14 protein-coding genes are annotated in these 15,133 nt (G+C 64.5%); all 14 read right to left on the reverse strand.

Going from position 1 to position 15,133, the window contains the following annotated elements; all coding sequences use genetic code 11:
• Nucleotides 1-196 precede the first annotated feature (196 nt).
• Nucleotides 197-1,657, reverse strand: a complete 1,461-nt coding sequence (gene nuoN, locus QMZ25_RS15635; protein WP_053519920.1) for an NADH-quinone oxidoreductase subunit NuoN — start codon at nt 1,655-1,657, stop codon at nt 197-199.
• A 15-nt stretch (nt 1,658-1,672) separates the two neighbouring features.
• A complete protein-coding gene (locus QMZ25_RS15640) occupies nt 1,673-3,181 on the reverse strand; it encodes an NADH-quinone oxidoreductase subunit M (RefSeq protein WP_053519919.1) in 1,509 nt (502 codons plus the stop codon).
• 23 nt (nt 3,182-3,204) lie between these two features.
• Nucleotides 3,205-5,367, reverse strand: coding sequence for an NADH-quinone oxidoreductase subunit L (gene nuoL, locus QMZ25_RS15645; protein WP_053519918.1), 2,163 nt, complete (start codon nt 5,365-5,367; stop codon nt 3,205-3,207).
• A 7-nt stretch (nt 5,368-5,374) separates the two neighbouring features.
• Nucleotides 5,375-5,680 carry an NADH-quinone oxidoreductase subunit NuoK gene (nuoK, locus tag QMZ25_RS15650; RefSeq protein WP_053519917.1) on the reverse strand — a complete coding sequence of 102 codons (306 nt, stop codon included), beginning with the start codon at nt 5,678-5,680 and terminating at the stop codon, nt 5,375-5,377.
• Nucleotides 5,677-6,336, reverse strand: a complete 660-nt coding sequence (locus QMZ25_RS15655; protein ID WP_053519916.1) for an NADH-quinone oxidoreductase subunit J — start codon at nt 6,334-6,336, stop codon at nt 5,677-5,679. Before QMZ25_RS15655 ends, nuoK begins: the two co-directional genes overlap by 4 nt.
• Before the next feature lie 9 nt (nt 6,337-6,345).
• Nucleotides 6,346-6,834, reverse strand: coding sequence for an NADH-quinone oxidoreductase subunit NuoI (gene nuoI, locus QMZ25_RS15660; RefSeq protein ID WP_053519915.1), 489 nt, complete (start codon nt 6,832-6,834; stop codon nt 6,346-6,348).
• Nucleotides 6,835-6,838: 4 nt separating this feature from the next.
• Nucleotides 6,839-7,933: an NADH-quinone oxidoreductase subunit NuoH gene (nuoH, locus tag QMZ25_RS15665; protein WP_053519914.1), complete on the reverse strand. Its 1,095-nt coding sequence runs from the start codon at nt 7,931-7,933 to the stop codon at nt 6,839-6,841.
• Nucleotides 7,930-10,164, reverse strand: a complete 2,235-nt coding sequence (gene nuoG / locus QMZ25_RS15670; RefSeq protein ID WP_262100388.1) for an NADH-quinone oxidoreductase subunit NuoG — start codon at nt 10,162-10,164, stop codon at nt 7,930-7,932. The genes nuoH and nuoG overlap by 4 nt, the downstream gene beginning before the upstream one ends.
• Entirely contained in the window at nt 10,161-11,501 is a 1,341-nt protein-coding gene (nuoF, locus tag QMZ25_RS15675; protein WP_283219916.1) for an NADH-quinone oxidoreductase subunit NuoF, read from the reverse strand. Before nuoF ends, nuoG begins: the two co-directional genes overlap by 4 nt.
• A gap of 4 nt (nt 11,502-11,505) precedes the next feature.
• Nucleotides 11,506-12,033 carry an NADH-quinone oxidoreductase subunit NuoE gene (nuoE, locus tag QMZ25_RS15680; protein WP_006381132.1) on the reverse strand — a complete coding sequence of 176 codons (528 nt, stop codon included), beginning with the start codon at nt 12,031-12,033 and terminating at the stop codon, nt 11,506-11,508.
• A gap of 97 nt (nt 12,034-12,130) precedes the next feature.
• Nucleotides 12,131-13,438, reverse strand: a complete 1,308-nt coding sequence (locus QMZ25_RS15685) for an NADH-quinone oxidoreductase subunit D (protein WP_053519911.1) — start codon at nt 13,436-13,438, stop codon at nt 12,131-12,133.
• Nucleotides 13,435-14,181: an NADH-quinone oxidoreductase subunit C gene (locus tag QMZ25_RS15690; protein WP_065181852.1), complete on the reverse strand. Its 747-nt coding sequence runs from the start codon at nt 14,179-14,181 to the stop codon at nt 13,435-13,437. Before QMZ25_RS15690 ends, QMZ25_RS15685 begins: the two co-directional genes overlap by 4 nt.
• 33 nt (nt 14,182-14,214) lie before the next feature.
• Nucleotides 14,215-14,769 carry an NADH-quinone oxidoreductase subunit B gene (locus QMZ25_RS15695; RefSeq protein WP_005410463.1) on the reverse strand — a complete coding sequence of 185 codons (555 nt, stop codon included), beginning with the start codon at nt 14,767-14,769 and terminating at the stop codon, nt 14,215-14,217.
• Complete coding sequence (locus tag QMZ25_RS15700) at nt 14,760-15,116, reverse strand: NADH-quinone oxidoreductase subunit A (protein ID WP_053519909.1); 357 nt, start codon at nt 15,114-15,116, stop codon at nt 14,760-14,762. Before QMZ25_RS15700 ends, QMZ25_RS15695 begins: the two co-directional genes overlap by 10 nt.
• Between the last annotated feature and the right edge of the window lie 17 nt (nt 15,117-15,133).

A 15,133-nucleotide genomic window follows, 5' to 3' on the forward strand; every position in this document is an offset into this window, starting at 1 on the left:
GGGGGCAGGATTTGAACCTGCGACCTTCGGGTTATGAGCCCGACGAGCTGCCAGACTGCTCCACCCCGCACCGGAAGTGTTTGAACTGCTGCCCCACCCTGACGACGGGGCCATTGCAACGATGTTCTGGCTGAACCGCTGCAGTGACAACTCAGGCTGCGCATATTACACGAATCGCGCAGCTTTGTGTCAACTTTTATGCAAGATGCGCAAAAGCCTGCTGGCACCAGACCATGATCGGGTTCCAGGCCAGGCCCAGGGCCAGCAGCGCCAGCGCATTCACGCCCAGCACCAGGCCCAGCACGCGGTCGTTGCTGCGCGGAATGGCCTCGCCCACCGGCTCATCGAAGTACATGACCTTGATGACCCGCAGGTAGTAGAAGCAGCCGACCACTGCGCACAGCACGCCGAGGATCGCCAGCCACAGCAGGCCGCCGTTGACGGCCGCACCCAGCACCGCCAGCTTGGTCCAGAAGCCGAGGAACGGCGGAATGCCCGCCAGCGACGCCATGATGCACAGCACCAGGCCGGCCATCCACGGGTTGCGGGCGTTCAGGCCCTTGAAGTCCTCGATGTTCTCGGCCTCGAAGCCGGCACGCGACAGCGCGATGATCGCGCCGAAGGCAGCGGTGGACATGATGGCGTAGGCCAGCGCATAGAACAGCGCGGCAGCGTAGCCCTGCGAGCCACCACCGGCGATGCCCATCAGCAGGAAGCCGATGTGCGAGACGGTGGAGAACGCCAGCATGCGCTTGAGATTGCTCTGCGCGATCGCCATCAGGTTGCCGATCACCAGCGATACGGCGGCCAGGCCGGCGATCAGCAGCTGCAGCTCGGTCGACAGCGGACCCACGCCCATTTCCAGCAGGCGGTAGGCCATGCCGAACGCAGCCAGCTTCGGTGCCGAGCTGATGAACAGCGCGATCGGCGCCGGCGCACCCTGGTAGACGTCCGGCAGCCACATGTGGAACGGTGCCGCACCCAGCTTGAAGGCCACGCCCGCGATCATGAACACCGCGCCGGTGATCAGCAGCACGCGCTCTTCGGAATGCGGGATGGCATCGCGGATCACGTCCAGGTGCAGGCTGCCGGTGGCGCCGTAGATCAGCGACATGCCATACAGCAGCAGGCCGGAGGCAAGCGAACCGAGCACGATGTACTTCATCGCCGCTTCCGAGGCCAGGCCGCTGTCGCGGTTGCTGGCCACCAGCGCATACGAGCACAGCGCCAGCAGTTCCAGGCCCAGGTAGACCATCAGCAGGCTGCCGGCCGAGACCAGGATCATCATGCCGGCCGTGCCGAACAGGATCAGCACCGGGATCTCACCCTGGAACAGGTTGCGGTCGCGCAGGTAGCGCCAGCCGTACACAAGGGTCAGGCCGCTGAGCAGCACGATCCCGGTCTTCATCACGTCCGCGGCGGTATCGCGCACGAACATGCCATGGAAGACCTCTCCCTGCCCGCCCACGCCGGTCGCCAGCATGAACAGCACGACGGCCAGTGCAGCAACCGAGAACAGGTGGGTGACGATCTTGTTCCGCTCGCTGACGAACAGGTCGAGGATCATCAGGGCGAAGGCGCTGCCGATCAGCACCAGCTCGGGGGCGAGCGGAGGCAGGTCAGCAGCGGTCAATGGCAGCAGCGGCGAGGTGGTCATCATCAAATCCTGGAATTACAGCAGCTTGCTGGATGCGATCTGCATCGCCAGCTTCGCGATCGAGGGCTCCATCAGGTCGGTCAGCGGCTTGGGGTAGATGCCCAGGGCAAGCACGCCGATGGCGAACACGCCCAGCACCAGCCATTCGCGGCCGTTGATGTCCTTCAGTTCGGCGACATGGCTGTTGGCCACTTCGCCGAAGAAGATGCGCTTGTACAGCCACAGGGTGTAGGCCGCACCGATGATCAGGGTGGTGGCCGCGCCCAGGGCGATCCACGGGTTACGCTGGAAGGCGGACAGGATGACCATGAACTCGCCGACGAAACCGCTGGTGCCCGGCAGGCCCGCATTGGCCATGAAGAACAGCATGGCGAAGGTGGCGAACCAGGGCATCACATTGACCACGCCGCCGTAATCGGCGATGCGGCGGCTGTGCATGCGGTCGTACAGCACGCCGACACAGGAGAACATCGCACCCGACACGAAGCCGTGCGAGATCATCTGCACCATCGCGCCCTGCAGGCCCAGGCGGGCCGCATCGACGTTGCCGGCTTCACGCACCAGCCACAGGGCAATGAAGGTACCCAGGGTGACGAAACCCATGTGCGCGATCGACGAGTACGCGATCAGCTTCTTCATGTCGTCCTGGACCAGGGCGACCAGGCCAACGTAGATCACCGCGATCAGCGACAGCGCGATCACCAGCCAGGCCCACTCCAGCGAAGCATCCGGCACGATCGGCAGGTTGAAGCGCAGGAAGCCGTAACCACCGATCTTCAGCGCGATGGCGGCCAGGATCACCGAACCGGCGGTCGGCGCTTCCACGTGCGCATCCGGCAGCCAGGTGTGCACCGGGAACATCGGCACCTTGACCGCGAAGGCGATCAGGAAGGCGAAGAAGATCCAGGTCTGCTCCTTGGCCGTCAACGGCAGCGCGTACAGATCGGCCAGCTGGAAGCTGCCGCCCTTCATGTACAGGTAGATCAGCGCCACCAGCATCAGCACGGAGCCGAGGAAGGTGTAGAGGAAGAACTTCAGTGCGGCGTAGATGCGACGCGGGCCACCCCAGACACCGATGATGAGGAACATCGGGATCAGCATCGCTTCGAAGAACACGTAGAACAGCATCGCGTCCGTCGCAGCGAAGATGCCGACGGTGACGCCTTCCAGGATCAGGAAGGCCGCCACGTACTGGTTGACGCGCTTGTCGATCGCGCTCCAGGCACCGATCAGGGCAAGCACGCTGACCAGGGTGGTCAGCAGGATCAGCGCCACGGCGATGCCGTCCACGCCCAGGTTGTAGCCGATCTTGTACGCCGGGATCCACGCATGGGTCTCGACGAACTGCAGGCCATCGATGCCCGGGTTGTAGCCGCCCAGCAGCGAGAGGCTCGCCACGAAGGTCAGCACCGCCACGCCCAGCGACGCCCAGCGGGCGGTCTGCGCATCACGGATCGCAAGGATCAGGGCACCACCGATGATCGGCAGCCAGATGAGGACACTGAGTAGAGGCCAGTTCGACACGTCTTCTTATTCCGTACAGGTCATCAACGCAGGTAATGCATCAGCACGCCCAGCAGGGCAATCAGGCCGATGATCATCGCGAAGGCGTAGTGATAGAGGAAACCGGATTGGGTACGACGCAGCACGCCGGCTGCGACGTCCACAACACGTGCCGAGAGATTGACCACGCCGTCGACGATGTTGCTGTCGATCCAGCGCGAGACCCTGCCGAGCTTGACGCTGCCACCGGCAAAGCCATCGATCCACAGCTTGTCGAAGCCGTACTTGTTTTCCAGCACCGACACCAGCGGGGCAAAGGCCTTGCGTGCCTTGCCCGACAGGTCAGGCTTCCACAGGTAGAACAACGCGGCCAGCAGGAAGCCCGCCAGGGTCAGCCAGAACGGCGGCAGCATCATGCCGTGCAGCGCGAACGCCACCGGGCCATGGAATTCCTCGCCGAGGAAGGCCACGGTGTTCTTGGCCGGATCGTAGAAGTCGACGATGCCGGTGAAGAACGTGGTCGCCTGGCCCTTGATCGCCTCATGGGCGTGGTGGCCGGCCCAGTCGGTGCCGTGCAGCATCGGACCGATGCTGAAGAAGCCGATGGCGATCGACGGGATGGCCAGCAGGATCAGCGGCAGGGTCACCACCCACGGGGTCTCGTGCGGCTCGTGCGCGCCGTGGCCATGACCGTGGTCGTCATGGTGGGCGTCGGCATGGTGCGCATCGGCGGCATGGTGATCGTCATGGCCGTGGCCATGATCGTCATGCGCGTCGCGGAAGCGCTCCTTGCCATGGAAGGTCATGAACAGCAGGCGGAAGCTGTAGAAGCTGGTCACCAGCACGCCGCCCAGCACCGCCCAGTAGCCATAGGTGGCCACCCAGCTGCCCTGGATATGGGCATGGATCTCCGCGGCCTCGATGATGGTGTCCTTCGAGTAGAAGCCGGAGAAGAACGGCGTACCGACCAGGGCCAGGGTACCGATCCACATGGTGATGAAGGTGATCGGCATGTACCTGCGCAGGCCGCCCATCTTGCGCATGTCCTGCTCGTGGTGCATGGCGATGATGACCGAACCGGCGCCGAGGAACAGCAGCGCCTTGAAGAAGGCGTGGGTCATCAAGTGGAACACGGCAGCCGAATAGGCCGAAACACCCAGCGCCACGGTCATGTAGCCCAGCTGCGACAGCGTCGAGTACGCGACCACGCGCTTGATGTCGTTCTGCACGATACCGATCAGGCCGGTGAAGAAGGCCGTGGTGGCACCGATGAACAGGATGAAGTCCAGCGCGGTCTGCGACAGCTCGAACAGCGGCGACATGCGGGTGACCATGAAGATACCGGCGGTCACCATGGTCGCGGCGTGGATCAGCGCCGAGATCGGCGTCGGGCCTTCCATCGAATCCGGCAGCCACACGTGCAGCGGGACCTGGGCCGACTTGCCCATGGCGCCGATGAACAGGCAGATGCAGATCAGGGTGGCGATCGACCAGATCACCGGCTCGTTCAGCAGCTGCATCCCGAACAGGGTGCCGTCCCAGATCTGCAGCTGGGCGCGCGGGTCGGCCAGCATGCTGGCCTGCGAGAACACCTCGGAGTAGTCCAGGGTGCCGAACACCCACAGCACGCCGGCGATACCCAGCAGGAAGCCGAAGTCACCGACGCGGTTGACCAGGAACGCCTTCATGTTGGCGAAGATCGCGGTCGGGCGCTTGAACCAGAAGCCGATCAGCAGGTACGACACCAGGCCCACCGCTTCCCAGCCGAAGAACAGCTGCAGGAAGTTGTTGCTCATCACCAGGGTGAGCATCGAGAAGGTGAACAGCGAGATGTAGCTGAAGAAGCGCTGGTAGCCCGGATCGTCCTGCATGTAGCCGATCGTGTAGATGTGGACCAGCAGCGACACGAAGGTCACCACCACCATCATCATCGCGGTCAGCTTGTCGACCATGAAACCGACGTGGGCCGAGTACTGGCCGACTTCGAAGAAGGTGTAGACGTTCTGGTTGAACGGCTGCGCCCCGCCCCACAGCAGCTGGTAGAGCGTGTACATCGACAGGCCGCACGCAACCGCAACGCCGAGGATGGTGATGGTCTGCGCGCCGAAGCGCTTGACCTGGCGACCGAACAGGCCGGCGATGATGCTGCCGAACAGCGGTGCAAGCACCACTGCGATCAACAGACTCTTGGAGAGAGTGATTTCCATCTGTGGATCAGCCCTTCAGCGAATCGACTTCGCCGACATTGATCGTGCGGCGGGTACGGAACAGGGTCACCAGGATCGCCAGGCCGATGGCGGCCTCGGCAGCGGCGACGGTCAGGATGAAGAACACGAACAGCTGGCCGGATGGATCGCCCAGCTGGCGCGAGAATCCGACGAAGTTGATGTTCACCGACAGCAGCATCAACTCGATGGACATCAGCAGCACGATGATGTTCTTGCGGTTGAGGAAGATGCCGGCAAGGCTGATGCAGAACAGCACCGCGCCCAGCGCCAGGATATGGCCCAGAGTGATCATGCCTTGGTCTCCTCTTCGCCCGCCGCAGGCGTGCTGTTGCTGTGCACCACCGGCTGCTCGGCACTCATCTTGACCACGCGCAGGCGATCATGCGCCTTGACCATGGTCTGCTGCGTCGGGTTCTGGGTCTTCAGGCCTTCGCGGCGACGCAGGGTCAGCATCACCGCGGCCACCACGGCCACGGTCAGGATGACGGCGGCGAACTCGAACGGCAGCAGGTACTCGGTGAACAGGCTGCGGGCCAGCCAGGTGACGTTGGACGTGTCAGCGGCCAGAGCGGCGGCATTGTCGGCCGGGAACGGGTTGACCGCCCTGCCCTTGACGCCGATCAGCATCAGCATCTGCACCAGCATCGCCACGGCCACGACCAGGCCGACCGGCAGGTAACGCACCCAGCCCTCACGCAGGTTCGACGGATCGATGTCGAGCATCATCACCACGAACAGGAACAGCACCATCACCGCGCCGACGTAGACCAGCACCAGCGCCACACCGAGGAACTCGGCGCCCACCAGCAGCCACACGCAGGCAACGGAGAAGAAGGTCAGCACCAGGCACAGAACGGCGTGCACGGGGTTGCGCACGCTGATCACCGCCGCGGCGGAGATGCCGGCCACGATGGCGAAGACCCAGAAAGCGATATTTACCCAATCCATCTCTCGACCTCAGCGGTAAGCGGCATCGGCGGCGCGACGCTCGGCGATCTCGGACTCGAGACGGTCGCCCAGGGCCAGCAGCTGCGGCTTGGTAACGATGTTTTCGCCACGATTCTCGAAGTGGTACTCGAGGATGTGGGTTTCGACGATCGAGTCCACCGGGCAGCTTTCCTCACAGAAGCCGCAGAAGATGCACTTGAAGAGGTCGATGTCGTAGCGGGTGGTGCGGCGGGTGCCGTCCTCGCGCTTGGCCGAATCGATGGTGATGGCCAGCGCCGGGCAGACCGCCTCGCACAGCTTGCAGGCGATGCAGCGCTCTTCACCGTTGGGATAGCGGCGCAGCGCATGCAGGCCACGGAAGCGCGGCGACTGCGGGAACTTCTCCATCGGGTACATCATCGTGTACTTCGGCCTGACGCTGTACTTCAGCGTCAGCCAAAGGCCGGCCAGCAGTTCGAGCAGCAGCAGGCTCTTGAAGTAATGGGTAATCCTGTTCATCACTTTAGACGCCCTTTTGAATCACGCCGAAGAACACCATGACGGCGGTGACCGCGATCCAGAAAATGGTCAGCGGAATGAAGACCTTCCAGCCCAGGCGCATGATCTGGTCGTAGCGGAAGCGCGGGAAGCTGGCACGGAACCAGATGTAGGCACTGGCGAAGAAGAACACCTTGACGAACAGCCACGGCGCGCCACCCTTCCAGATCCAGTCGACCAGCGGCGACACAGTGCCCGGATCGACCCAGCCCTGGATCGGGCTCAGCCAGCCACCGAGGAAGAAGATCGAGATCAGGAAACTGATCAGTATCATGTTCGCGTACTCGGCCAGGAAGAACAGCGCGAACGCGCCGCCCGAGTACTCGACCATGTGGCCAGCGACGATTTCCGACTCGCCTTCCACCACGTCGAACGGCGCACGGTTGGTCTCGGCCACGCCGGACACCCAGTACACGACGAACAGCGGGAACAGCGGAATCAGGAACCAGTCGAAGAAGCCGGAACTGCCGGCCTGGGCCATCACGATGTTGCTCAGGTTCAGGCTGCCCGAAGCGATCATGACGCCGACCAGGGCGAAGCCCATCGCGATTTCGTAGCTGATCATCTGCGCCGAGGCACGCATCGCACCCAGGAACGCATACTTCGAGTTGGACGCCCAGCCGGCCAGGATGATGCCGTAGATGCCCAGCGAGGTCATCGCCAGCAGGTACAGCAGGCCGGCATTGGCGTTGGACAGCACGATCTGCGAATCGAACGGAATCACCGCCCAGGCCGCGAACGCCGGGGCCAGGGTGATCAGCGGTGCCAGCAGGTAGATCGCCTTGTTGGCGTTGCTCGGCTGGACCACTTCCTTGAACAGCAGCTTGAAGACGTCGGCGAAGGCCTGGAAGATGCCCATGCCCACGTACATCGGGCCATGGCGGACGTGCATCCAGCCGATCAGCTTGCGTTCCCAGACCACGTAGAAGGCCACCGAGACGATCACCGGTACGGTGATCACCAGGATCTTCAGGATGATCCAGAGCAGCGCGCCGATGTCACCGAGGCCGAGCAGCCACTGGTGCAGCGGATCGACCGCGTTCAACAGCAATTCGTTCATGCAGCCACCACCGTTACGCGAGCGGCACCCAGCGGCGCGGTCGCGCCGTGGCCCGATTCAATCCAGACCGAACCCGCAGCGACGCGGGCGTCGACCACCACCGGCAGGGTGGCGCGACCGGCATCGGTGCCGACCTTGGCCATCTGCCCTTCCTGCAGCTGCAGGCGTGCGGCATCTTCCGTGTTGAGGACGATGCGCGGGGCGTTGTTCAGCGGATGCGACTGCAGCGCCGGAGCGCGGCGGACCACGGCATCGGTGCGGTAGATCGCCGCCGTCGAGGCCACTTCCAGGCCTTCGCCTGCAACGGCCGGCTGGGCCGACGCAGCCACGGTGACCGATACCGGTGCCAGGCTGGCACGCAGGCCCGCCAGATCGATGAAGTCGAAACCGGCCACCGCCAGCTCACCGCCCAGCGCACGCAGGACGCGCCAGCCTTCACGGGCCTCGCCCGGCAGCTTGCCGCCGGCACGGGCCGACTGTTCGCGGCCATCGAGGTTGGTCAGGGTGGCGTCGATTTCCGGCAGCGCACCGATCGGCAGGATCACATCGGCGACGTCGCGGGTCGAGGCGCAGGCGAAGTGGCTGAACGCCACGACCTGGGCACCGGCCAGTGCCTTGCGCGCGGCAGGCGCATCGGCGAAGTCCAGGCCCGGCTCCAGGCCGTACACCACGTAAGCCTGGCGCGGCTGCGCCAGCATCGCGGCGACGTCCCTGCCGGCCGGCAGCACGCCCGCACGGGTCAGGCCGACGGCGTTGGCGCCCTGCGGAATGCGGCACAGGCGGGCACCGGTGGCGGTGGCGAAATCACGCGCGGCGGCGCGGATCGCGGCAGCCTGCGGGTGGTTCTCGGCGATGGCACCGACGATCAGCACGGTGTTGCTGCCACCCTGCACCGCCGAACGCAGCTCGGCGTTGGCCAGGGCATCGACGAACTGCGACGGTGCGACGATCTGCTTGCCGGCGATGCTGAAGGCGAAGTCGAAGTCGACCGGGTTGACGACGTGGATCTTCGCGCCGTTCTGGGTCTGCGCCTTGCGCAGGCGGGCATGCAGCAGCGGCAGTTCATGGCGGATGTTGCTGCCCAGAACCACGATGCGGTCAGCGCCTTCGATCTCCGCCAGCGGCAGGCCGAACACTTCGGCGGTGGCGGCGTCGGAGAAATCGCGGTTGTTGATGCGGTGATCGATGTTGCCCGAACCCAGGCCCTTGGCCAGGCGCGCCAGCAGAGTGCCTTCCTCGTTGGAGGTCGACGGGTGCACCAGCACGCCCAGGGTGTCGCCCTGGTTCGCCTTGAGGATGTCGGCGGCAGCGGCCAGGCCTTCGGCCCAGCTCACTTCCTTCCACTCGCCGTTGACCTTGCGCAGCGGCTTGACCGCACGGTCTTCGCTGTACAGGCCCTGGTGCGAGTAGCGGTCGCGGTCGGACAGCCAGCATTCGTTGACCGCTTCGTTGTCGCGCGGCACCGAACGCAGCACTTCACCGCGGCGCACATGCAGGAACAGGTTCGACCCCATCGCGTCGTGGTAACCCAGCGACTCGCGCGCGGTCAGCTCCCACGGACGGGCACGGAACTGGAACACCTTGTTGGTCAGCGCGCCGACCGGGCAGACGTCGACGACGTTGCCGGACAGTTCGGTGGTCAGGGGCTTGCCGTCGTAGGTACCGATCTGCAGGTTCTCGCCGCGGTACATGCCACCCAGTTCATAGGTGCCCGCCACTTCGGCGGTGAAGCGGACGCAGCGGGTGCACTGGATGCAGCGGGTCATCTCGGTGGCGACCAGCGGACCCATGTCCTCGTCCGGGACCACGCGCTTGCGCTCGTTGAAGCGGCTGACCGAACGGCCATAGCCCAGCGACACGTCCTGCAGCTCGCACTCGCCGCCCTGATCGCAGATCGGGCAGTCCAGCGGATGGTTGATGAGCAGGAACTCCATCACCGAGCGCTGGAACTTCAGCGCCTTCTCGCTGCGGGTGGCGACCTTCATGCCGTCCATCACCGGCGTGGCGCAGGCCGGCGCCGGCTTCGGCGACTTCTCCACGTCCACCAGGCACATGCGGCAGTTGGCGGCGATCGGCAGCTTCTCGTGGTAGCAGAAGCGCGGAATCGGAATGCCGGCCTTGTCGGCGGCCTGGATGATCATCGAACCCTTGGGCACGACCAGGGACTTGCCATCGATCTCGATGGTCACATGGTCCGGTGGCACGTTCGGGTTTACGGGTTGCGCGCTCATGCGGCGGCTGCCTCCACCTTCTTGCCGTCAACCATCGAATGACCGTTGACGATGTAGTACTCGAATTCGTCCCAGAACTGGCGCAGGAAGCCCTGGATGGGCCATGCCGCCGCTTCGCCGAACGCACAGATGGTGTGGCCTTCGATCTGGCCGGCCACCACCTTCAGCTGGTGCAGGTCTTCCATCGTGGCCTTGCCGGCGACGATGCGCTCGAGCACGCGGTGCATCCAGCCGGTGCCTTCACGGCACGGCGTGCACTGGCCGCAGGATTCCTTGTGGAAGAACTGGCTGATGCGGCAGGCGAACTTGACGCAGCACACGCTGTCATCCAGCACCACGACCGCCCCGGAACCCAGGCCGGAGCCCAGCGCACGGATGGTGTCGTAGTCCATCGGCAGGTCCTTCAGCTCCGCCGCGGTGAGCACCGGCATGGAGACGCCGCCCGGAATCGCGCCCTTCAGGGTACGGCCCGGGCGCAGGCCACCGGCCATTTCCAGCAGCTCGTCGAAGGTGGTGCCGAGCGGCACTTCAAAATTGCCGCCGTTCTGCACGCAGCCGGAGACCGAGAAGCACTTCGGGCCGCCATTGGCGGTCCGGCTCAGGCCCTTGAACCACTCCGGACCGTTGCGGATGATCGCCGGCACCGAGCCGTAGGTCTCGGTGTTGTTGATCGTCGACGGCTTGCCGTACAGGCCGAAGTTGGCCGGGAACGGCGGCTTGTAGCGCGGCTGTCCCTTCTTGCCTTCCAGCGATTCCATCAGCGCGGTTTCTTCGCCGCAGATGTAGGCACCGGCACCGAGAGCACCGTAGATGTCGATGTCCACGCCTGAGCCCAGCACGTTCTTGCCCAGCCAGCCGTTCGCGTAGGCGTCGGCCAGGGCCTGCTCGAAGTGCTCGAAGGGCTCGTGGTGGAACTCGCCGCGCAGGTAGTTGTAGCCCACGGTCGAACCGGTGGCGTAGCAGGCGATCGCCATGCCTTCCACCACCGAATGCGGGTTGTAACGCAGGATGTCGCGATCCTTGCAGGTGCCCGGCTCGGATTCATCCGAATTGCAGAGGATGTACTTCTGCATGTTGCCCTTGGGCATGAAGGACCACTTCAGGCCGGTCGGGAAGCCTGCGCCACCGCGGCCGCGCAGGCCGGAGGCCTTGACCATCTCGATGACCTGCTCCGGCGGGATCTTCTCTTCGAGGATCTTGCGCAGGGCAGCGTAGCCACCGGTCTTGAGGTAGCTTTCGTACGACCACGGAGTGTCGTAATGCAGGGTGGTGTAGACCACCTGGTGCGGCAGCGGCGCGGGACCGACCGGGCCCTTGGATTCGTGGTGATGTGCCATGCCCTTACTCCAGCCCGTCCAGCAGCTCGTCGACCTTTTCCAGGGTCAGACGCTCATGGTAGTGACCGTTGATGACCATCATCGGCGCACCGCCGCAGCCGGCCAGGCACTCTTCCTCGCGCTTGAGGTAGACGCGGCCGTCCGGGGTCGATTCGCCGTGCTTGATGCCCAGCTTCTTCTCGCAGTGGCGCACGATGTCCTCGGCGCCATTGAGCCAGCAGCTGATGTTGGTGCAGATGGCCACGTTGTTGCGGCCCACCTTCTCGGTCTCGAACATCGAGTAGAAGCTGGCGACCTCGTAGGCCCACACCGGCGGCAGGTCCAGGTACTTGGCCACGCCGGCGATCAGCTCGTCGGTCAGCCAGCCCTCATTCTGCTCCTGGGCCGCATGCAGGCCCTGCAGCACGGCAGAGCGCTTGCGGTCCGGCGGGAACTTGGACAGCCAGTGATCGATGTGAGCGCGGGTCTTGTCGCTCAGCACCACCATCGGGTCGACGTCGCGCGCCGCCTCGAAATTACCTGTCGCCTTCATCGGCCGACCTCAGCGAAATGCATAACGTGAAATTCCAGGAACTGCGGCGCCGGCTTGCGCCGGCTGCCTGCAGCAGGCGTTGGCGTGGCAGACGGCATTACCGGTCAACCTCGCCGAACACCAGATCGTAGGTACCGATCATCGCCACCACGTCGGCCAGCATGTGGCCGCGCACGACCGAGTCGATCGAGGACAGGTGGGCGAAGCCCGGCGCACGCAGGTGCACGCGGAAGGGCTTGTTGGCGCCGTCGGAAACCAGGTAGCAGCCGAACTCACCCTTCGGGGCCTCCACCGCCGAGTAGGTCTCGCCGGCCGGCACGCAGTAGCCTTCGCTGAACAGCTTGAAGTGGTGGATCAGCGCTTCCATGTCGTCCTTCATGTCCTCGCGGCTGGGCGGAGCGACCTTGAAGTTCTTGACCATGACCGGGCCGGGGTTGGCCTTCAGCCATGCCACGCACTGCTTGATGATGCGGTTGGACTCACGCATCTCGGCGACGCGGACCAGATAACGGTCGTAGCAGTCGCCTTCCTTGCCCAGCGGAATGTCGAAATCAACGGCATCGTACTTGGCATACGGACGCTTCTTGCGCAGATCCCAGGCGATGCCCGAGCCGCGCAGCATGACGCCGGTCATGCCCCACTGGTGCGCCAGTTCCGGGGTGACCACGCCGATGCCGACGGTGCGCTGCTTCCAGATGCGGTTGTCGGTCAGCAGGGTTTCGTACTCGTCGACGCGACCCGGGAACTCATTGGTGAAGTTCTCCAGGAAATCCAGCAGCGAGCCCTCGCGCGAAGCATTGAGCTGCTTCAGCGCCTTGCCCTTGTGCCAACGGGATTCCTTGTACTTCGGCATGTGGTCCGGCAGGTCGCGGTAGACACCGCCCGGACGGTAGTACGCCGCGTGCATGCGCGCGCCGGAAACCGCTTCGTAGCAGTCCATCAGCTCTTCGCGCTCGCGGAAGGCATACAGCATCACCGCCATCGCGCCGAGGTCGAGCGCGTTGGAACCCAGCCACATCAGGTGGTTGAGGATGCGGGTGATCTCGTCGTACATGGTACGGATGTACTGCGCACGCTCCGGCGCTTCGATGCCCATCAGGGTCTCGATCGCGCGCACGTAGGCGTGCTCGTTGCACATCATCGACACGTAATCCAGGCGATCCATGTAACCGATCGACTGGTTGAACGGCTTGGACTCGGCCAGCTTCTCGGTACCACGATGCAGCAGGCCGACGTGCGGGTCGGCGCGCATGATGGTCTCGCCGTCCATCTCCAGGATCAGGCGCAGCACGCCATGCGCGGCCGGATGCTGCGGGCCGAAGTTCATGGTGTAGTTGCGGATTTCCTGCCGGCTTTCGGCGGCATTGCTGGCGAACGCTTCGCCGGCCTGGTGTACGTGGCTCACTTCACTGCCTCCTGCGCGCGCTCGCCGGCTGCGGTCTGCAGACGGGCGTCGTCGCGGATCACGCGCGGCACGCCGACACGCGGCTCAACCGAGGTGACCGGTTCGTAGATCACGCGCTTCTTTTCTTCGTCGTAGCGCACTTCGACATTGCCGATCAACGGGAAGTCCTTGCGGAACGGATGGCCGACGAAACCGTAGTCGGTCAGGATCCGGCGCAGGTCCGGGTGGCCTTCGAAGATCACGCCATACAGATCGAACGCTTCACGCTCGAACCAGTTCAGGCCCGGCCAGATGCCGGTCAGCGAGGACACCACCGGCAGTGCTTCGTCAGGTGCGAAGCAGCGCAGGTGCATCATCAGGTTGTGCTGGTACGAGCGCAGCTGCGCCACCACGGCAAAGCGCTGGGTCGGCATGTGCTGCGGGCGGGCGCCTTCGGCACTCTCCTCGCTGGGGAACTCGCCCCACGCGAAGCGGCCCTGCGCCTTGCCCTCGACGCCGCGGCTGAAGCCGTGCGAGGACACGTCGGCGGTGTCCCATTCGTCGGAGCCATAGCCCAGGTAGTCCACGCCGCAGAGGTCCACGGCCTGCTCGAAACCAAACTCGTCACGCAGCGCCAGGGCGGTGGCGTGCCACTCGGCGGCAGGCACTTCCAGCGTCACTTCGCCGCGGGGTTCGACCACGATGACCTTCGCACCAGCGAAACGTGCGGAGAGTCGGTCGATGAAGGATGCTTGCTCTGCCATGGGGGCTTGGCGCGCTCTTGTCAGGTGAAGGGGTCAGCGGGCGATGGTCTGTGTACGCCAGATCTTCTTCTGCAGCTGCAGGATCCCGTACACCAGCGCCTCGGCGGTCGGCGGGCAGCCCGGGACGTAGACGTCCACCGGCACCACGCGATCACAGCCGCGCACGACAGAATAGGAATAGTGGTAATAACCACCGCCATTGGCACAGCTGCCCATGGAGATCACCCACTTGGGGTCGGGCATCTGGTCGTAGACCTTGCGCAGTGCCGGGGCCATCTTGTTGACCAGCGTACCGGCGACGATCATCACGTCGGACTGGCGCGGCGACGGGCGGAACACCACGCCGTAACGGTCCAGGTCCAGGCGCGCGGCGCCGGCGTGCATCATCTCCACGGCACAGCAGGCCAGGCCGAAGGTCATCGGCCACATCGAGCCGGTACGCGCCCAGTTCAGCAGGGCGTCGACGCTGGTGGTGACGAAGCCTTTTTCCAGCAGGGGATTGTCGCCTTCCGGCCGCAGGATGTCATCAACCCGCCCTTCCGGGGTCGGATTGTTCATCAGGCCATCGAGCGTCTGAATCACTCCCATTCCAGCGCTCCCTTCTTCCAGACGTAAATGAAACCGAGGAACAGCATGCCGACGAACAGGCCCATGGTGACCAGCGAACGGGCACCCAGCTCCATGAAGACCTGGGTCCACGGCACGATGAAGATGATTTCCAGGTCGAAGACGATGAACTGGATCGCGATCAGGTAATAGCGCACATCGAACTTCATGCGCGCGTCTTCGAACGCCTCGAAGCCGCACTCGTACGGCGAGAGCTTTTCCAGATCAGGGCGACGGGGACCGAGGAGTCGGCCGACCAGCATCAGCACGACGCCGATACCGGTGGCAACGATCAGAAACAGCAGAGACGGCAAATATTCGGCCAGCACAGCGATTCTCTCTTGCC

It is taken from the genome of Stenotrophomonas sp. RS-48, assembly GCF_030053245.1.
Taxonomy (GTDB): Bacteria; Pseudomonadota; Gammaproteobacteria; order Xanthomonadales; family Xanthomonadaceae; genus Stenotrophomonas; species Stenotrophomonas maltophilia_P.